General features: G+C 73.8%; 18 protein-coding genes. 7 read left to right on the top strand and 11 right to left on the bottom strand.

Annotation, left to right across the window (positions count from 1 at the left end):
- Nucleotides 1–19 precede the first annotated feature (19 nt).
- The 3 genes from ACFZP7_RS08895 to ACFZP7_RS08885 all read left to right on the top strand — a co-directional run bounded on the left by ACFZP7_RS08895 (nt 20) and on the right by ACFZP7_RS08885 (nt 2,500).
- Nucleotides 20–523, top strand: coding sequence for a GNAT family N-acetyltransferase (locus ACFZP7_RS08895; RefSeq protein WP_385634183.1), 504 nt, complete (start codon nt 20–22; stop codon nt 521–523).
- An 85-nt stretch (nt 524–608) separates the two neighbouring features.
- A complete protein-coding gene (locus ACFZP7_RS08890; protein WP_019329309.1) occupies nt 609–1,322 on the top strand; it encodes a DsbA family oxidoreductase in 714 nt (237 codons plus the stop codon).
- 83 nt (nt 1,323–1,405) lie between these two features.
- On the top strand, nt 1,406–2,500 hold the full coding sequence (locus tag ACFZP7_RS08885; RefSeq protein WP_079127057.1) for an aminotransferase class V-fold PLP-dependent enzyme: 1,095 nt from the start codon (nt 1,406–1,408) through the stop codon (nt 2,498–2,500).
- Between the two features lie 76 nt (nt 2,501–2,576).
- Here ACFZP7_RS08885 and thpD read toward each other — a convergent pair whose 3' ends face one another.
- From thpD to ACFZP7_RS08860, 5 genes are all read right to left on the bottom strand, one after another.
- On the bottom strand, nt 2,577–3,476 hold the full coding sequence (gene thpD / locus ACFZP7_RS08880) for an ectoine hydroxylase (protein ID WP_168723660.1): 900 nt from the start codon (nt 3,474–3,476) through the stop codon (nt 2,577–2,579).
- Between the two features lie 6 nt (nt 3,477–3,482).
- On the bottom strand, nt 3,483–3,881 hold the full coding sequence (locus tag ACFZP7_RS08875; protein WP_043374438.1) for an ectoine synthase: 399 nt from the start codon (nt 3,879–3,881) through the stop codon (nt 3,483–3,485).
- 124 nt (nt 3,882–4,005) lie between these two features.
- The gene (ectB, locus tag ACFZP7_RS08870; RefSeq protein ID WP_019329313.1) at nt 4,006–5,277 is read right to left on the bottom strand and encodes a diaminobutyrate--2-oxoglutarate transaminase; all 1,272 of its coding nucleotides are present in this window, start codon (nt 5,275–5,277) and stop codon (nt 4,006–4,008) included.
- A gap of 134 nt (nt 5,278–5,411) precedes the next feature.
- The gene (gene ectA, locus ACFZP7_RS08865; protein ID WP_030976927.1) at nt 5,412–5,927 is read right to left on the bottom strand and encodes a diaminobutyrate acetyltransferase; all 516 of its coding nucleotides are present in this window, start codon (nt 5,925–5,927) and stop codon (nt 5,412–5,414) included.
- A 329-nt stretch (nt 5,928–6,256) separates the two neighbouring features.
- Nucleotides 6,257–7,396, bottom strand: a complete 1,140-nt coding sequence (locus tag ACFZP7_RS08860) for a pyridoxal-phosphate-dependent aminotransferase family protein (protein ID WP_385634182.1) — start codon at nt 7,394–7,396, stop codon at nt 6,257–6,259.
- A gap of 167 nt (nt 7,397–7,563) precedes the next feature.
- On the opposite strand from ACFZP7_RS08860, the gene ACFZP7_RS08855 reads away from it, so the two are divergent.
- The 3 genes from ACFZP7_RS08855 to ACFZP7_RS08845 all read left to right on the top strand — a co-directional run bounded on the left by ACFZP7_RS08855 (nt 7,564) and on the right by ACFZP7_RS08845 (nt 10,511).
- Nucleotides 7,564–8,061 carry a hypothetical protein gene (locus ACFZP7_RS08855; protein ID WP_220671074.1) on the top strand — a complete coding sequence of 166 codons (498 nt, stop codon included), beginning with the start codon at nt 7,564–7,566 and terminating at the stop codon, nt 8,059–8,061.
- A 221-nt stretch (nt 8,062–8,282) separates the two neighbouring features.
- Entirely contained in the window at nt 8,283–9,374 is a 1,092-nt protein-coding gene (locus ACFZP7_RS08850) for an amidohydrolase family protein (protein WP_193516532.1), read from the top strand.
- A gap of 186 nt (nt 9,375–9,560) precedes the next feature.
- A complete protein-coding gene (locus ACFZP7_RS08845; protein ID WP_385634181.1) occupies nt 9,561–10,511 on the top strand; it encodes an SCO1860 family LAETG-anchored protein in 951 nt (316 codons plus the stop codon).
- A gap of 70 nt (nt 10,512–10,581) precedes the next feature.
- On the opposite strand, the gene cobC is transcribed toward ACFZP7_RS08845, so the two are convergent.
- From cobC to cobM, 6 genes are read right to left on the bottom strand one after another with little or no spacing between them, the layout of a single operon-like run.
- Nucleotides 10,582–11,664, bottom strand: a complete 1,083-nt coding sequence (gene cobC / locus ACFZP7_RS08840) for an Rv2231c family pyridoxal phosphate-dependent protein CobC (protein WP_385634180.1) — start codon at nt 11,662–11,664, stop codon at nt 10,582–10,584.
- Nucleotides 11,636–12,556: a sirohydrochlorin chelatase gene (locus ACFZP7_RS08835; protein ID WP_385634179.1), complete on the bottom strand. Its 921-nt coding sequence runs from the start codon at nt 12,554–12,556 to the stop codon at nt 11,636–11,638. The genes cobC and ACFZP7_RS08835 overlap by 29 nt, the downstream gene beginning before the upstream one ends.
- On the bottom strand, nt 12,553–13,161 hold the full coding sequence (locus tag ACFZP7_RS08830) for a precorrin-8X methylmutase (RefSeq protein ID WP_019329321.1): 609 nt from the start codon (nt 13,159–13,161) through the stop codon (nt 12,553–12,555). The genes ACFZP7_RS08835 and ACFZP7_RS08830 overlap by 4 nt, the downstream gene beginning before the upstream one ends.
- Entirely contained in the window at nt 13,158–14,840 is a 1,683-nt protein-coding gene (gene cobJ / locus ACFZP7_RS08825; protein WP_062138617.1) for a precorrin-3B C(17)-methyltransferase, read from the bottom strand. The genes ACFZP7_RS08830 and cobJ overlap by 4 nt, the downstream gene beginning before the upstream one ends.
- Nucleotides 14,837–16,069 (bottom strand): precorrin-6y C5,15-methyltransferase (decarboxylating) subunit CbiE, encoded by a 1,233-nt coding sequence (gene cbiE, locus ACFZP7_RS08820; RefSeq protein ID WP_385634178.1) that lies wholly within the window; start codon nt 16,067–16,069, stop codon nt 14,837–14,839. Before cbiE ends, cobJ begins: the two co-directional genes overlap by 4 nt.
- The gene (gene cobM / locus ACFZP7_RS08815) at nt 16,066–16,902 is read right to left on the bottom strand and encodes a precorrin-4 C(11)-methyltransferase (protein WP_019329324.1); all 837 of its coding nucleotides are present in this window, start codon (nt 16,900–16,902) and stop codon (nt 16,066–16,068) included. Before cobM ends, cbiE begins: the two co-directional genes overlap by 4 nt.
- An 86-nt stretch (nt 16,903–16,988) precedes the next feature.
- On the opposite strand from cobM, the gene ACFZP7_RS08810 reads away from it, so the two are divergent.
- Nucleotides 16,989–17,717, top strand: coding sequence for a ZIP family metal transporter (locus tag ACFZP7_RS08810; RefSeq protein WP_019329325.1), 729 nt, complete (start codon nt 16,989–16,991; stop codon nt 17,715–17,717).
- Nucleotides 17,718–17,722 lie beyond the last annotated feature (5 nt).

Genomic DNA, 17,722 nt, shown 5'->3' with positions numbered 1-17,722 from the left:
CTCCAGCGTCCTGGGGAGCATGATCGACGAACGTGTGACCGGGTGCCGGGTGATCCGCACCGTCCTGCCGGCCGAGGCGGAGGCCGTCGCCGCCCTGCACGCGCGGGCCCGGGCGACCTACTACCCCGACGGGCTCCCCGACGACGGCACCGACTGGCCCGCGGCCTGGCGCACCGCTGTCGAACGGCCGGACGGTCAGGTGCTCGCCGTCGTGGAGCGGGGGAGCCTGATCGGCATCGCCTCCTTCCGGGTGCCGGAGGGCGGCGCGCGGGACACGGTCAAGCTGTTCCAGTTCCACGTCGACCCCGGTCGCTGGCGCTCCGGCGTCGGCACCGCGCTGCACACGGCCTGTGTCGAGCAGTGGCGGGCCGACGCCAGGCGGACCGCCGTCCTGGACGTGCACGTCGACAACCGGCGCGCCCAGGCGTTCTACGCCCGGCAGGGCTGGGTCCCCGACCCGGAGCACCCGCCGGCCGAGGGCGACCACCACCTGTTCCTGCGTTTCCGGGTGCCGGAGGAGTGAGGCGGGAATGAGGCCCGCTGGTTGAACGTTCACGTACGAGCGGAGAGGGCCTCCGCACCCGTACGACCTGGAGAAGAGCCGAGACATGCGCGTCGAGATCTGGAGCGACATCGCCTGCCCGTGGTGCTACGTGGGCAAGGCCCGCTTCGAGAAGGCGCTCGCGGCCTTCCCCCACCGGGACGGCGTCGAGGTCGTCCACCGGTCCTTCGAGCTGGACCCCGGCCGGGCCAAGGACGACGTCCAGCCCGTACTGACGATGCTCACCGCGAAGTACGGGATGAGCGAGGCGCAGGCACAGGCGGGTGAGGACAACCTCGGCGCGCAGGCCGCCGCCGAGGGCCTGGACTACCGCACCCGGGGCCGCGACCACGGCAGCACCTTCGACATGCACCGCCTGCTCCACCTCGCCAAGGACGCGGGCCGGCAGGAGGCCCTGCTCGACGCGCTGTACCGGGCCAACTTCGCCGAGGAACGCTCCGTCTTCGCCGACGACGAGCGCCTGGTGGGCCTGGCCGTCGCCGCCGGTCTGGAGGCGGACGCCGCCCGCGCGGTGCTCGCCGACCCCACCGCCTACGCCGACGAGGTCCGCGCCGACGAGCGCGAGGCCGCGCAGCTCGGCGCCACCGGGGTGCCGTTCTTCGTGCTCGACCGGAAGTACGGCGTCTCCGGTGCCCAGCCCGCCGAGGTCTTCGCGCAGGCGCTGACCCAGGCGTGGGGCGAACGCTCGCCCCTGAAGCTGATCGACGACGGGGGCGCCGAGGCGTGCGGCCCGGACGGGTGCGCGGTTCCGGGCCGGTGAGACGGCCGGTGAAACGGCCGGGGGAGCGGCGGGCCGGGGCGCTCGCATAAGCGACCCTTTGAGGTACCGCGTAGAAATACGCAATGGACGGGGAGGTCCCGGGGCCGCACAGTGGTCCCATGGAGAGCTTCGAGAACCTCGTCCGTACCGAGTTCGCCCCGAAGACCACGTACCTCAACACGGCCGGCACCGGTCTGCTCCCCGCCCGGACCCTCGTGGCCATGCGCGACGCGGCGGCGTCCGCGGCGGCCGGGCTGCCGTCCGACATGTTCGCCGACGTGGAGGCGTCCAGGTCCGCCTACGCCCGCCTGATGGGGGTGCCCGCCACCCGGGTCGCGACCGGCGCGTCGGTCGCCACGTTCAGCGGGCTGGTCGCCTCCTCGCTGCCCGCCGGTGCCGAAGTGCTCACCGCCGAGGCCGACTTCAGCTCCCTGGTGAACCCGCTGCACCTGCGGGACGACCTGAAGGTGCGCGGCGTGCCGCTGGAGCGGATCGCCGAGTCGGTGGGCCCGGACACCGCGCTCGTCGCGGTCAGCTCCGTCCAGTCCGCCGACGGCCGGATCGCGGACCTGGCGGCGGTGCGGGAGGCCGCCCGGACGCACGGGGCGCGGACGCTGATCGACGTCTCGCAGTCGAACGGGTGGCTGCCGTCGGCCGCGGACGACTTCGACTTCGTCGTGGCCGTCGCCTACAAGTGGGTGCTCTGCCCGCGCGGCGTCGCGTTCCTCGTCGTACCGGAGGATCTGGGGGAGTCGGCCGGGCTGACGCCGCTGTTCGCCGGGTGGGCGTCGGGGGAGCGCCCGTGGGACAGCTGCTACGGCAGGGTCGAGGAACTCGCCCACTCCGCGCGGCGCTTCGACGAGAGTCCCGCCCTGTTCTCCTACACGGGCGCCCGGCACTCCCTCGCCCTGATCGAGGAACTGGGCGTGGAGGCGGTGCACGCCCACGACACCGCGCTCGCCGACCGGTTCCGCGCGGGACTCGCCTCCCTGGGCCACGAGCCGGTGCCCGCGCCGGGCTCCGCGATCGTGTCCGTGCCCGGACTCGGGCACCGCCAGGAGGAGTTGAGCCGGGCCGGCGTCCAGGTCTCCGACCGGGCCGGCAACCTGCGGGCCGCCTTCCACGTGTACAACACGGCGGCGGACGTGGACCGGCTGCTGGACGTGCTGGCGGGCTGAGGCAGGGGGGCGAAAATATCGGGCAGGGGCCTCCCGTCCCACACGAAAAGGCCCCTGCCCGAGTCTCAGACGCGGTTCACTTCACCGGCGTGAAGTCCCGCGCTCCGATGAACTCCGGCCGCCGGATCGGTGCCGCGAAGGGCTCGACCGCCGTGTTCTCCACGCTGTTGAACACGATGAACACGTTGCTGCGCGGGAACGGCGTGATGTTGTCGCCGGAACCGTGCATGCAGTTGCAGTCGAACCAGGTCGCCGAGCCGGCCTTGCCGGTGAACAGCTTGATGCCGTACTCGGAGGCCATCTTCGTCAGCGCCTCGTCGGACGGCGTCCCCGCGTCCTGCATCTGCAGGGACTTCTTGTAGTTGTCCTTCGGCGTGGCCCCCGCGCACCCGAGGAACGTCTTGTGCGACCCCGGCATGATCATGAGGCCGCCGTTGGTGTCGTAGTTCTCGGTGAGCGCGATCGAGACCGAGATGGTGCGCATGTGGGGCAGGCCGTCCTCGGCGTGCCAGGTCTCGAAGTCCGAGTGCCAGTAGAAGCCGCTCGCACCGAAGCCCGGCTTCACGTTGATCCGCGACTGGTGGACGTAGACGTCCGAGCCGAGGATCTGCCGGGCCCGCCCGACCACGCGCTCGTCGCGCACCAGCTCCGCGAAGACCTCGCTGATCTTGTGCACCTCGAAGACCGACCGGATCTCCTTGGACTGCGGCTCCACGATGGAGCGCTCGTCCGCGCGGATCGCCGGGTCGGTGGTGAGCCGCTCCAGCTCGCGGCGGTAGACCTCGACCTCGTCCGGCCCGATGAGCTGGTCGATGGCGAGGAAGCCGTCGCGGTCCAGGGCCTGCAGGTCACCGGCCGAGACGGGACCGGGCGTGTCCGGGGAGCCCCAGACGACCGGGTCCTGCCGAGGGGTCGCCACCTCGGTGGCGCCGCGGGTGGGATAGAGATCGGTGACGTTCGTGGTCGTGGTGGTCACGGTGACTCACACCTCCTCGGTGAGCAGCGGGTAGACGCCGTTCTCGTCGTGGTCCTCCCGTCCGGTCACGGGCGGGTTGAAGACACAGATGCAGTGGAAGTCCTCCTTGACCTTGAGCGTGTGCCGCTCGTGGCCGTTCAGGAGGTACATGGTCCCCGGCGTGATGTGGTACGTCTTCCCCGTCTCGCGGTCGGTCAGCTCGGCGTCGCCCTTGGTGCAGACGACCGCCTCGATGTGGTTCGCGTACCACATCGACGTCTCCGTACCCGCGTACAGGATCGTCTCGTGGACGGAGAAGCCGACCTTCTCCTTGGCGAGGACGATGCGCTTGCTCTCCCAGGTGCCGGACGCCGATTTCACGTGCCGGTCGGTGCCTTCGATCTCCTTGAACGAACGGACGATCACGGTGTTGCGATGCCTCCTAGGTGAAGGGTGTGCAAGGTCTCCGGCGCCTTCGGACCACGGTCGCGTGGACCACGGTCGCGCGGGCCGAGGGCGCCGGAAGCGGTGGGGTGCGGGCGGTGGAACGTCAGGCGGTCTCGCGCACGGCGCGGGCGAGGGTCTTCATGCCCTCGTCCAGCTCGTCGGGCGTGATGGTGAGCGCCGGCAGCAGCTTGACGACCTCGCTCTCGGGCCCGGACGTCTCGATGAGCAGCCCCAGCTCGAAGGCGCGCTTGGCGACGCGGCCCGCGCGGCCCTTGTCGTGGAACTCCAGCCCCCAGACCAGACCGCGGCCGCGGTACTCCTTGACGTCGGCGAGGTTCTCCTCGGTGATGGCGATCATGTGCTGCTCGACCTGCTCACCGCGGGTGCGGGTCTGCTTCTCCATCGCCGACCCGTCGGCCCAGTAGGTCTCCAGCGTGGCGGTCGCCGTGACGAAGGCCGGGTTGTTGCCGCGGAAGGTGCCGTTGTGCTCGCCCGGCTCCCAGACGTCCAGCTCCGGCTTGAACAGCGTCAGCGCCATCGGCAGGCCGTAGCCGCTGATCGACTTGGAGACGGTGACGATGTCCGGCGTGATGCCCGCCTCCTCGAAGGAGAAGAAGGCGCCGGTACGGCCGCAGCCCATCTGGATGTCGTCGACGATGAGCAGCATGTCCTGGCGCTCGCACAGGTCGGCCAGGGCGCGCAGCCACTCGGCGCGGGCGACGTTGATGCCGCCCTCGCCCTGCACCGTCTCGACGATCACGGCGGCCGGCTTGTTGAGACCGGAGCCCTGGTCCTCGAGCAGCCGCTCGAACCAGATGAAGTCCTCGACGGTGCCGTCGAAGTAGTTGTCGAACGGCATCGGCGTGCCGTGCACCAGCGGGATGCCGGCGCCGGCCCGCTTGAAGGCGTTGCCGGTCACCGCCAGCGAGCCCAGCGACATGCCGTGGAAGGCGTTGGTGAACGACACGATCGACTCGCGCCCCTTCACCTTCCGCGCCAGCTTGAGCGCGGACTCGACGGCGTTGGTGCCCGTCGGGCCCGGGAACATGACCTTGTAGGGCAGGTCGCGCGGCCGGAGCACCAGGTTCTGGAAGGTCTCCAGGAAGCGGCGCTTGGCGGTGGTCGACATGTCGAGACCGTGCGTGACGCCGTCCCGCTCCAGGTAGTCGATCAGGGCGCGTTTCAGCACCGGGTTGTTGTGCCCGTAGTTGAGCGAGCCCGCTCCGGCGAAGAAGTCGAGGTACTCGTGGCCGTCCTCGTCGTACATGCGGCTGCCGTGCGCACGGTCGAAGACGGTGGGCCAGCCGCGGCAGTAGCTGCGCACCTCGGACTCGACGGTCTCGAAGACGCTGAGGTCGGGCTGGGTGATGGTCACGACGAATCGCTCCTCGTTGGGTGAGGGTGGGAGAGGAAGGTCGTACGGAACCGGGGGACCGGTGCGGTCCCGGCCGGGAAGTCTTCTGGGGCCGGACTGGCACGGGGTGCCGGGCTGCCCGGCGAACCGGTCGGTCAGCGGGCGCCGGCCGGCAGGGGGCCGATGCGGTACAGGACCTCGGGCTCGTGCGGCCCGTCCGGGAACAGGCCGGTGTCGAACAGCACCTCACGCTCCAGCCGGGCACCGTGGCGCTCGGCGAACGAGGTGAACAGCCGCTGGGAAGCGGTGTTGTCCGGGGATATCGTGGTTTCCAGGGTGGTCAGTCCGCGCTCCGCGACGGTGCGGGCGGCCAGTCCGTCGAGCAGGGCCGCGGCGAGCCGGCGTCCTCGGTACGCCTCGTCCACCGCGACCTGCCACACGAGCAGGGTGTCCGGCCGGTCCGGCCGCACGTACCCCGTGACGAAGCCGACCGGCTCACCGCGCTCGTCGCGGGCGACGGCCGACGTGGCGGCGAAGTCGCGGCACCAGAGCAGATAGCTGTAGGACGAGTTCAGGTCGAGGACCTTCGAATCCCTCGCTATCCGCCACAGGGCGGCCCCGTCGGCCACTCTCGGACGGTCGATTTGCAGGTCTGCTTGCGCGGCAGTCATGCAAATTGAATTTACCCAGCGAAATTCAAAATTGCATCGCCGGACGGGGTTACGTATGGGCGCTCCGTGTGTTATCACGCGGGCGCGTGCCGCCGCGCGAGGGGGCGGCGTTATGTGCCGATTTCTACCGGACGTAAGCCGCAAAGCGGGCAGCATGTGGATCGGGTCACAATCACGTAACTCGCGCGAGACGTGCCCGAAATGCGCAGCTTGAGCTTCGCGGAATCTTTGTGTTTAGGTCCCGGAAAAGCGGGCAGAAGAATACGGGAAGCTGTGCTGAGTGTAATTACTTAATTCTGTTTGTGTGAGGTCCGGGAATTACCTCGAATTCACGCTCCCGTGTCCGTCGGCGAAAGGCCGGGGCCGGTCGGCCGGTCCCAGGCTTCCTCGGCGGCCCGCCGAGCGGCCTCCAGGTCGACCTTCAGGCCCTTCTCGGCCAGTGCGGCACCCAGTGCCGCCAAAGACCCCTGAACGGCCCCGGGCGTGGCGTCCGGCCCGTAGTGGTTGACCCGGATCATCTCCCCGGCCAGCGCGCCGCCGCCGGCGGCCAGCGGCAGCGCCGGGTCGGACTCCAGCGCCCGGGCGACCAGCGCGGACGCGTCCACGTCCGGCGGCGTGCGCAGCGTGGTCGCCACCGGTGCCGCGTCCTTCGCCTCGTCCACGTACGGCTCCAGCCCGCCCAGCGCGAGCACACCGGCCCGGGTGGCCGCCGCGGCCGACGCGTGCCGCGCCATCACGGCCTGGAGGCCCTCCGCCTCGATGCGCTCCACGCACGCCTCCAGCGCGAGCATCTCCAACTGCGCCGGGGCGTGCAGCAGCGCCGTGCGTCCGCCGTCGATCCAGCGCTCCTTCCAGTCCAGCAGCGACAGGTAGGACCGCCGCGGCGCGTTCGGGTTCGCGGACATCCGCGCCCACGCCCGCTCGCTCACCGACACCGCCGACACGCCGGCCGGGCCGCCCATCGCCTTCTGTGCGCCGATGACGCACAGGTCCACGCCCCACGCGTCCGGCAGCACCGGCTCGGCACCCACGGAGGCCACGGCGTCCAGGTAGAACAGCGCGCCGTGCGCCCGCACCACCTCGCCGATCTCCGCGACCGGGTTGGTGTTCCCGGTCGCCGCCTCCGCGTGCACCAGGGAGACGAAGTCGATCTCCGGGTGCTCGGCGAGCGCCCCGCGGATCTGCTCGGCCGTCACCGCCGTGTGGAACGGCACGGCGAGGTCGTGCACGGTCGCGCCGCAGTCCCGCAGCCAGTTCCCGAAGGTCTGCCCGTACGGCCCCGTGATCACGTTCAGCGCCACCGTGCCCGGACCGGCGGCGGCGCGGATCGCGCCCTCCAGCGGGAGCAGCGCCTCGCCCTGCATGATCACGACGTCCTGCCGGGTGCCGAGCAGGCGCGCCACCCGGTCCTCGATCGCGGCGAAACGGCCGGCGCTCAGCGGGGCGAGGTCCAGGAAGGGGTGGGTCACGGCGGTGCTCTCTTCAGTAACGGTCAGGTGTACGGCACGTACGGAGTCGAGAGTAACCATGGCCCCCGCGGCGACTCGCGGCGGAGGGTTTCCGTTGCGACACCCCCACGCCCGGAATTGTGGCTTCCGCCACAGCCGAGCGCGCGCCGGACTGATGGACTCGGCCCGTGCCGGCTCTTCTGTTGCTCGTCCTCGTCGCGGTGGCGACGGCCGTCCTCCTGCGGCGGGGGACCGGGACGTACCCGCCGGTGCGGACGGTCCCGGCCGTCGGGCGCGCACCGCGCGAGCCGGGCGCGCCCTTCCGCGTCCTCGCCGTCGTCGCGGGCTGGGCCGCCGGCCTGCTCTACGTCTGGGGTCTGCTGATCACGGGTCTCACGGTCCTGGAGGCCGAGGACGGCGGCACGGACTCCTCGCCGCTGCGGCCGTGCCGGGCCGGCGTGTCCCCGGAGCTGGCCGGGCGGGTCGTCGACTACTCCGTCTCCTACCTGCCCCTGCGCTTCAGCTGTGAGACCGCCGACGGCGGGGCCTACGACTCCGCCGACATCCCCGGCTACGTCAACCCGGGCGTCGCCGCGCTCGCCCTGACCGCCGCCGCGAGCGCCGTCGCGGCCGGATACGCGAGCGAGCGGCGCGCCCGCGCCGCGTCCCGGGACGCGGGCGCGTGACCGGGCCTTCGACCGGGCCCGGGGGCCGGTCCAGGCCCTGTCGTCACACTCCCGTCTGCCTCGCGACGCCATGCACGCACTCTCGCCGCGCGGGGCCCTGACCCGAGTACATCCAGTACGAGGATCAGGGCCCCGCGCACCGAGAGCACGCACCTGACGCCGCGAGGCCCGCCCTCCGGGCGGACGACGGGAGTGTGACGACAGGGCCTAGGGTGCTGGGCATGAGCGATCACACGGTGCTGCACGTGAAGGGTCGGGTGCTCGTGGGGCCGGAGGAGGTCCGCGACGAGCTGTGGGTGATCGACGGCCGGATCTCGTACGACCGCCCCGCCGGCGCCGGCGACGTCCGCACCGTCCGGGGCTGGGCCGTGCCCGGCCTGGTCGACGCCCACTGCCACGTCGGCCTGGACCAGCACGGGGCCGTCCCCGAGGACGTCGCCGAGAAGCAGGCGCTGACCGACCGGGAGGCCGGCACCCTCCTCATCCGCGACGCGGGCTCGCCCTCCGACACCCGCTGGATCGACGACCGCGACGACCTCCCGAAGATCATCCGGGCCGGCCGGCACATCGCCCGCACCCGCCGCTACATCCGCAACTACGCCTGGGAGGTCGAGCCCGACGACCTCGTCGCCTACGTCGCCCAGGAGGCCCGGCGCGGCGACGGCTGGGTGAAGCTGGTCGGCGACTGGATCGACCGCGACCTCGGCGACCTGTCGGCCTGCTGGCCGCGCGGCGCCGTCGAGGCCGCCATCGCCGAGGCCCATCGCCTGGGCGCCCGCGTCACCGCGCACTGCTTCGCCGAGGACTCCCTGCGCGATCTGGTCGAGGCCGGGATCGACTGCGTCGAGCACGCCACGGGCCTGACCGACGAGACCATCCCGCTCTTCGCCGAGCGGGGCGTCGCCATCGTGCCCACCCTCGTCAACATCGCCACCTTCCCGGCCCTCGCCGACGGCGGCGAGTCCAAGTTCCCCCGCTGGTCGGCCCATATGCGACGGCTCCACGAACGCCGCTACGACACCGTGCGCAGCGCCTACGACGCCGGTGTTCCGGTCTTCGTCGGCACCGACGCGGGCGGTTCGCTGGCGCACGGCCTGGCCGCCGCGGAGGTGGGGGAGCTGGTGACCGCGGGCATTCCGCCCGTCGAGGCGCTGGCCGCGACGACCTGGGCGGCCCGGCGGTGGCTGGGACGCCCCGGCCTGGACGAGGGCGCGCCGGCCGACCTGGTGGTGTTCGACGAGGACCCGCGCGCGGACGTGCGCGTGCTCGGCGCTCCGCGCCGGGTGGTGCTGAACGGGCGGGTCGTCGGGTAGCCGACCGGGGTGACGGTGGGGAACAGCCGTGCCAGGAGAATCGAAAAGGCGGGCGGAAACCCCACGAAGGGGTGAAGTGCCCCGCTATCGCTGACGGTTCGGTGTGCGCGGGGACATTCTTTCCGGGTCCCAAGCATGTCGCTCATGCGTGTCCCGCACGCATGTCTCACTGGGGGTCCCACCACCTTGAACGGCAACACCTTCCGCATGCCCGCACGCCGCCTCGTCACCGTCGCGGCGGCCACCGCCCTCGCCGCGGGTCCCGCGGCGCTGGCCGGCGCGGGCACCGCACAGGCGACCGGCGACCACGGCCGCGCGAGCGCCACCGTCCTGCGCACCGGACTCGACGTCTCGCTGCTCGACAAGACCGTGAACGTCCCGCTCACGGTCACCCTCAACGAGGTGCGGGCCCCCGAGAGCGCCGAGAAGACCGCGCTGACCGCCCGCCTCGACGGCGTCGACGGCGGCAAGCCCTTCAGCGTGCTGCGCGCCGACGTGGCGCGGGCGACCGCGACGGCGACCGCGGCGAAGAGCGAGGGCCGCACCGAGCTGGCCCGCGCCCGGGTGCACGTGCCCGGCCTGCCCCTGCTGTCCCTGATCGAGGTCGAGAAGGTCACCTCCACGGCGACCTGCGAGGCCGGGAAGGCACCGGTTGCTGACGCCAACCTGCTCGGCGCGGTGACCGTCCTCGGCAAGAAGGTCACGCTGACCACCGGCGGACCGACGGAGGTGAAGGTGCCCGGCGTCGGCGAGGTGCGGCTCGACCTCTCCAGGACACAGACCACCTCGCGGACGGCCGCCGCCACCGCGCTCGAGCTCAAGGTGTCCGTCAACCCGCTCGACCTGAACGTCGCCGAGGTCGACGGCACCCTGACCCTGGCCGAGGCGACCTGCGAGTCCCCGGCGGCCCCGGAGTCGGAGGCCGCACAGCCCCCGGCGCAGGCCGAGGAGCCCGCCGCCGAGCCGGAGGCGGAACCTGCCGCCGACGTCCGGCCCCAGGGCGCCCCCGCCGAAGCCGACCTGGCCGAGACCGGCGGCAGCTCGGCGACCCCGTACATCGCCGCGGGCGCTGCCGCGCTGGTCCTGGCGGGCGGCGGCGCTCTGCTCCTGGCCCGGCGCTCGCGCGGCCGCGGCTGACGGACGCCGCGGCTCCCCGGGTCGTGGGGGCCCGCCGGGAGAGGGAGGGCCCGATAGGCGCCCCGGGCCCTCACGGGGCCTTGGTGACCGCCCGCCCCAGCGCCCGCAGGAAGCCGTCCGTCGTCGCCCGGTCCCGTACCGCGAGCCGCAGCCACTCCTCGCCCAGACCGGGGAAGGTGTCCCCGCGCCGCACCGCGTACCCGAGGCGGCGCAGCCGGTGGCGTACGGCGGCGGCGTGCGGCAGGCGCACGAGGACGAAGGGCCCCTCGGCGGGCGCGACGACCCGCAGACCCGCCTCGGTGAAGCCGGCCAGCCCGGCGATCAGGTGGTCCCGGTCCGCGGCGGTGCGGTGGGCCGCGTGGGCGGCCTCCGCCAGCGCCCGCGGCGCCACGCACGCCTCGGCCGCCGCCAGCGCGGGCGTGGACACGGGCCACAGCGGCTGGGCGCGTTCCAGGTCGGCGACCGTCTCGGGGGCCGCCAGGACGTAGCCGATGCGCAGCCCCGCCAGCCCCCACGTCTTGGTGAGGCTGCGCAGGACCACCAGCCCGGGGACGTCCGTCCGCCCGGCCAGCGCCTCCCGCTCGCCCGGCACCGCGTCCAGGAACGCCTCGTCCACGACCAGCGTCCGCCCGGGACGGGCGAGCCCGGCGATCGCGTCCGCCGGGTGCAGCACCGACGTCGGGTTGGTCGGATTGCCGATCACCACCAGGTCGGCGTCCTCCGGGACGGCCGCCGGGTCCAGCCGGAACCCGTCCGCCTCCCGCAGCAGCACCCGGTCCACCGTGTGCCCCGCGTCCCGCAGCGCCGCCTCCGGCTCCGTGAACTGCGGGTGCACCACGACCGGCCGGCGCACCTTCAGCGCCCGCGCCAGCAGCACGAACGCCTCCGCCGCGCCCGCCGTCAGCAGCACCCGCTCCACCGGCAGCCCGTGCCGTGCCGCCACCGCCGCCCGCGCGGCCCGCCCGTCCGGATAGGCCGCCAGGGAGCCGAGCGAGCCGGCGATGTGCTCGCGCAGCCAGGCCGGCGGCGTGTCCGCGCGGACGTTCACCGCGAGGTCCACCAGAGCCGAGCCGTCGTCGCGCACCTCGGCGTCCCCGTGGTGCCGCAGATCGGGGCCCGGAGCCTCAGTGGGCGTGGGAGTGTGCGTGTCCATGCCCGTGATGGTGCCCGTGGTGGTGGTGGCCGTCGTCGTCGGGGTGGAAGTGCGGCTGCTGCGGCAGTCCCACCTTGTCCTCGAAACCGGGCAGCGCGATCCGGTACACGCAGGAGTCGCAGTTCATCCGCAGATCGCCCTTGACGGCCTCCTCGTACCGCTCCCACACCAGGTCCAGCAGCTCCGGCTCGGGACCGATGACGTCGGCCGAGCGCACCTCGGTCTCCGGGTGCGCCGCCGCCCACTCCTCGGTCTGGTGCCGGACCCGGTCCGGGAGGATGCCCGTGAACAGGAAGTACGGCAGGACCACGACCCGCCGCGCCCCCAGCCGCGCGCACCGGTCCAGGCCGCCCGGCACGTCCGGCTTCGCCAGCGACACGAACGCCGTCTCCACGGCCCCGTAGCCGCGCCCCTCCCACAGCAGCCGCGCCGCCTTGAACACCTCGGCGTTGGCGTCCGGGTCCGTCGAACCGCGCCCCACCAGCAGGACCGTCACCTCGGAGGGGTCCCACGACGGGTCCACCGCCTGGGCCAGCCGCCGCTCCAGCACCCGCAGCAGCGCCGGGTGCGGGCCCAGCGGACGCCCGTACGTGTACGAGATGCCGGGGTGGCGCTCCTTCTCGCGGGACAGCGCCGCCGGGATGTCGCCCTTGGCGTGCCCGGCGGACACCAGCATCAGCGGGACGGCCGCGAACCGGCGCACCCCGTGCTCGACCAGCTCGGCGACGGCCTCGCCCAGCGGCGGCGGGGACAGCTCGATGAAGCCGCCCGCGACGGGCAGTTCGGGGTGGCGGCGGCCCAACTCGCGCACGAAGTCGCGGAAGGCCTCGGCTCCGGCCTCGTCCCGGGTGCCGTGCCCGGCGATGAGCAGGGCGGGCGGGGGGGTGGTCACGATGTCTCCTCGGGATGCTCGGAACGGTCGGGGTACGAAGTGGGGTGGTACAGCAGGGCGTTGAGCGCCGCGGCGGCGACCGCCGAGCCGCCCTTCTCGGACACGTTGCTGACGGCGGGCAGCCCGCTCTCGCGCAACGCGGCCTTGGACTCGGCCGCGCCGACGAACCCGACGGGCAGACCGATGACGAGCGCCGGGTCGGCGTCCAGGGTCAGCAGCTCCTCCAGCGCGGTCGGCGCGTTGCCGATCACCCAGAGGGCCCCGGGACCGACCTGCTCGTGGGCGAGCCGGATCGCGTGCGCCGAACGGGTCAGACCCGGCCCGGCCACGGCCTCCTTCAGCCGGCAGACGGTCTCCCGCCGGGTGATCCCGGCCGCGACCATCTCGACGTCCACCACGACGGGCGCCCCGGCGTGCAGCGCGGCGTACGCCCGCTCCAGCGCGGCCTCGTCCATGACGAGGTCGGTGGCGTACTCCAGGTCGGCGGCGGAGTGGATGACCCGCTCCACCACCGCCCGGGTCAGCGGCGGGAAGTGCGAGGTGTCCAGGCGGGCGCGCAGCCGCCGGTAGGACTCCTCCTCGATGGGGTGGACCACGCGGTTCACTTCGGCTCCTCCTGCCACCGGTAGCCGCGCGGCGTCACCATGCGCCCGGCGATCTCGCGGGTCGCGGTGTTGCCCACCGTCACGACCGTCATCATGTCGACCGTCGCCGGGTCGAGCGCGGCGAGCGTGGTCAGGCGGCTGGACTCGTCGGCGCGCGAGGCGTTGCGCACGACGCCCACCGGCGTCGTCGGCTCCCGGTGCTCCGCGAGGATCGCCAGCGCCTTGGGCAGCTGCCAGTCCCGGCCCCGGCTGCGCGGGTTGTAGAAGGTCACGACGATGTCCGCCTCGGCCGCCGCCCGTACCCGCCGCTCGATGACCTCCCACGGCGTGTGCAGGTCGGACAGGCTGATCGACACGTGGTCGTGGCCGAGCGGCGCGCCCAGGATCGCCCCGGCCGCCAGCGCCGCCGTCACACCCGGCACCCCGACCACGTCGATGTCGTCGGACGCCTCCGCCAGCGCGGGGGAGGCCATGGCGTACACCCCGGCGTCCCCGCTGCCGATCAGCGCCACGGCATGCCCGCGCCGCGCCTCCTCGACCGCCGTCCGGGCCCGCTCCTCCTCGGCGCCGAGCCCCGACTCCAGGACCCGCGTGCCCGGCCGCAGCAGGTCGCGGATCTGGTCGACGTACTGGTCGAGCCCGACCAGCACCGACGCCCGCCGCAACTCGGCCTGCGCGCGCGGCGTCACCAGATCCCGGGCGCCCGGCCCGAGTCCGACCACCGCGAGCCGCCCGCGCCCCGGACGCCGCACGACCGCACAGGTCGCCATCGCCGGGACGGCCGCCGACTTCCGCTTGGGCACGAGCAGTTCGCCGCCGCCCACCAGCGCCGCCGCCTCCGCGACCGACGGGGTGCCGACGGCCGCGAGCGGGGCGTCGGACGGGTTGGGCACCTCGACTCCCGCCAGCTCCTCGGCGGCGTACGTCACCAGGGGCACGCCCAGACGCTCGGCGGCGCCCACGATCCCGGGCTCCCCGGCCTTGGCGTCCACGGTGGCCAGCTCGGCGACCGACGCGGCGGACAGCCCGGCGTCCCGCAGGGCGCCCTCCACCAGCCCCAGCACCTCGTCGACCGGCGCGCCCTTCGACGCGCCCACCCCGACGACCAGGGACGGCGGACGCAACACGACCTCCCGCTCGGCCGGCTCCACCAGACGGTCGGTCACCCGTACCGCGTACGCCCCGTCCTCGGCGACCGGCAGTGGCGGCAGCGGCCAGGACACCTCCGCCCGCAGCGCCACCGGCTCACCGTCGAGCAGCGCCCGCGAGACCCCGGCGACATCACCCTCCACGGGCAGCCCGAGCGTGTCCAGACCGGCCAGGCCCACGGCGTCCGTCGCCGTCGTCACCACCGGCTCGGCGCCCAGCACCCCGCCGACCGCGCGGGCGAGTTCGTTGGCGCCGCCGCCGTGGCCGCCGACCAGCGACACGGCGAACCGCCCGCCCTCGTCGACGCACACCACGCCGGGGTCGGTCCGCTTGTCGCCCAGCAGCGGCGCCACCAGCCGGACCACGGCCCCGGTCGCCAGGAAGCACACGAGCTGCTCGCACTCGGCGAACGCGGTCCGCACGGCGTCCGCGACGGGACCCCCGTACACGCGCGTGCGGTCCGGCCACGCCTCGGCCAGCCGGTCCCGCGCCGCCGCCCCCGCCGCGGTGGCGGAAATGAGGCCGATCAAGGGGAAACTCCTTCGGTACGGCTGTGCGGCCTGACGCCCCACAGCAGGAACACGGGATTGGTGGCCGCGAGCCGGGTCACGTCACCCGGCAACGGCGCCAGCCGGGACGACTGCAGCAGCACCCCGTCACACTCCAGCCCGGCGTCGACCAGGGCCTCCCGGGCCGCCGGCACCCGGTCCAGGGCCGCCATGGCGACGACCACGGACCGCCGGGCACGCCGGGCGCAGGCGGCGACGATCGCGGGCAGTTCCCGTCCGCCGCCCCCGACGAACACGGCGTCCGGATCGTCCAGCCGGGACAGCGCCGCCGGCGCCGCCCCCTGCACCACCTGCACGTCCACACCGTGCGCGGCGGCGTTGGCGCGGACCCGCTCCACCCCGTCCGGCGTCTTCTCGACCGCGGTGACGGCGGCGCCGAGCCGCGCGCACTCCACGGCCACGGACCCCGAGCCCGCCCCGACGTCCCACACCAGGTCCCCGGGCCGGGGCCCGAGCCGGGCCAGCGCCAGCGCCCGCACCTCGAACTTGGTGATCATCGAGTCGCGGTGGGCGAACGCGGACTCCTCCAGCGCCCACCCGGCGGCCCCCGCACGCGGCCCGGCGACCGAGCGGACCGGCCCCAGCGCCCGCGCCTCGTCCAGGCACAGCACCACGCTCACCGCCGCCCCCCAGTCCCGCCCGGCGGCCTCGGCGGGCGTCACCCGCTCCACGCGCTCCTCGCCGGAACCCAGCGCGGAGGCGACGACCAGCACCCGGGGATCGGTGCGCAGCGCGGCCCCCAGCTCCGCCGGACCGGCCCCCGGCCCGGTCAGCACGGCGACCTTCGGGTACACCCGACACAGGTTCACCGCCGTCCGCAGGTCCCGCCCGTGGGCGCTCGCCACCACGGCGTCGTCCCAGGGCAGCCCCACCCGCGCGAACGCGGCGGCGACCGAGGACACCCCGGGCCGCACGTCCAGCCGCTGTGCCCCGAACCGCTCGGCCAGCACCCGCACGATCCCGAAGAACCCCGGGTCACCGGAGGCGAGCACGGTCACCGGCCGCCCCTCGGCGACGTACTCCGCGACCGTGTCCAGGGCGGGCGCCAGCGCCCCGAGCACGACCCGCTCGGCCCCCTCGGGCAGCCGTACGGCGTCCAGATGCCGCCGCCCGCCGACGACCAGCTCCGCACCGGCGGCGACGTCCGCGCCCGGGGGCGCACCGGCCCCCATGCCCACCACGGTGATCACGTGCTCGCACCCCGCGCGCGCAGCTCACGACGGGCCTCGGGGTCGGCCTTCCGGTACCCGTGGAAGTGCCCCGGGTGGTACAGGTGCGAGCGCGTGCCGTGCGCGGCCAGGGCCGGACCGACCAGGAACAGGGTGTGCTTCCAGAGCTTGTGCTCCTTGACCGTCTCCTCCAGCGTGCCGACGGTGCACCGCACGACCAGTTCCTCCGGCCAGGTGGCCTGGTACGCCACGACGACCGGGGTGTCCGTCGGGTAGCCGCCCTCCAGCAGCTCCCGCACCAGCTGCCCGCTGCGCGCCGCCGACAGGAACACCGCCATGGTCGTGCCGTGCTTCGCGAACTCGCGGACCTCCTCCCCGGGCGGCATCGGCGTCTTGCCGCCGCCGAGCCGGGTGAGCACCACGGACTGCGCGACCTCCGGGATCGTCAGCTCCCGCTGCGCCAGCGCGGCCACGGCGGAGAAGGCGGAGACGCCGGGCACGACCTCGGTCGCGATGCCGATCTCCGCGCACCGGTCCAGTTGCTCCTGCGTGCCGCCCCACAGCGCCGGGTCGCCGGAGTGGATGCGGGCCACCCGCAGCCCCTCCCGCGCCGCCCGCCGGTAGACGGCCACGACGTCCTCCAGCGACATCGTCGCCGAGTCCAGGACCTCCGCGCCCTCCCGCGCGTGCCCCAGCACCTCTTCCTGCACCAGGCTCGCCGCCCAGATCACGACGTCGGCCTCGGCGATGGCGCGCGCCGCGCGGAACGTCAGCAGATCGGCGGCGCCGGGACCGGCACCGACGAAGGTCACCTTGCCGGTGCGGACAGCGGCGTCACGGGCCACGGAATCCATGGGTCTGGGTCCTTTCCTACGCATATTTACTGCCGTTGCTGCTGTCGTGCGCACGGATCGGCGCTCCGATCGGATAGCAAGGGCCCATGGCGGTCTTCGTCGCGCTCGGCGCGTTCCTGATGACGCTGGCCGGCGGCTGGACGGCACAGCGCGTGACCGACCGGCGCCACCTGGTCCTGGGTCTGGCCGGCGGCCTGATGCTGGGCGTGGTCGGCCTCGACCTGCTCCCGGAGGCGCTGGAGGCGGCCGGCGACGAGGTGTTCGGCGTGCCCGAGGCACTGCTGCTCTTCGTCGCCGGATTCCTGCTGGCGCACCTGGTGGAGCGTCTGCTGGCCGCCCGCCGCGCCGCGCACGGCGCCGAGGAGAACGGTCACCGCGCGCCCGAGGTGGGCCTGACGGCCGCCGCCGCGATGGTCGGGCACAGCGCGATGGACGGCGTGGCGATCGGCGCGGCCTTCCAGGTCGGCGGCGGCATGGGCGCGGCGGTCGCGATGGCCGTGATCGCCCACGACTTCGCGGACGGCTTCAACACCTACACGCTCACCAGCCTGTACGGGAACGCCCGCCGCCGGGCGATCGCGATGCTGGTCGCCGACGCCGTCGCGCCGGTGGCCGGCGCCGCCTCCACGCTCCTCTTCTCCATCCCGGAGGGCGTCCTCGGCGCGTATCTCGGCCTCTTCGGCGGCGCGCTGCTCTACCTCGCCGCCGCCGAGATCCTTCCCGAGGCCCACCACGAGCACCCCGCCCGCTCGACGCTGCTGTGCACGGTGGCGGGCGCGGCGTTCATCTGGCTGGTGGTGGGCGTGGCGGAGTGACCGGC

This window comes from Streptomyces sp. SudanB5_2050 (assembly GCF_964272335.1).
In the GTDB taxonomy this organism is placed as follows: Bacteria; Actinomycetota; Actinomycetes; order Streptomycetales; family Streptomycetaceae; genus Streptomyces; species Streptomyces rochei.
The sequence above is the reverse complement of the archived record's forward strand: the minus strand, read 5'-3'. Positions and strand labels throughout refer to the sequence as shown.

Bases quoted from the DNA above. Each gene is read 5' to 3' on its own strand.
- ACFZP7_RS08895 (WP_385634183.1), top strand. From the start codon at position 20: ATGATCGACGAACGTGTGACCGGGTGCCGGGTGATCCGCACCGTCCTG.
- ACFZP7_RS08890 (WP_019329309.1), top strand. From the start codon at position 609: ATGCGCGTCGAGATCTGGAGCGACATCGCCTGCCCGTGGTGCTACGTG.
- ACFZP7_RS08885 (WP_079127057.1), top strand. From the start codon at position 1,406: ATGGACGGGGAGGTCCCGGGGCCGCACAGTGGTCCCATGGAGAGCTTC.
- ectA (WP_030976927.1), bottom strand. From the start codon at position 5,927: ATGACTGCCGCGCAAGCAGACCTGCAAATCGACCGTCCGAGAGTGGCC.
- ACFZP7_RS08850 (WP_193516532.1), top strand. From the start codon at position 8,283: ATGAGCGATCACACGGTGCTGCACGTGAAGGGTCGGGTGCTCGTGGGG.
- cobC (WP_385634180.1), bottom strand. From the start codon at position 11,664: ATGGACACGCACACTCCCACGCCCACTGAGGCTCCGGGCCCCGATCTG.
- cobM (WP_019329324.1), bottom strand. From the start codon at position 16,902: ATGGATTCCGTGGCCCGTGACGCCGCTGTCCGCACCGGCAAGGTGACC.
- ACFZP7_RS08810 (WP_019329325.1), top strand. From the start codon at position 16,989: ATGGCGGTCTTCGTCGCGCTCGGCGCGTTCCTGATGACGCTGGCCGGC.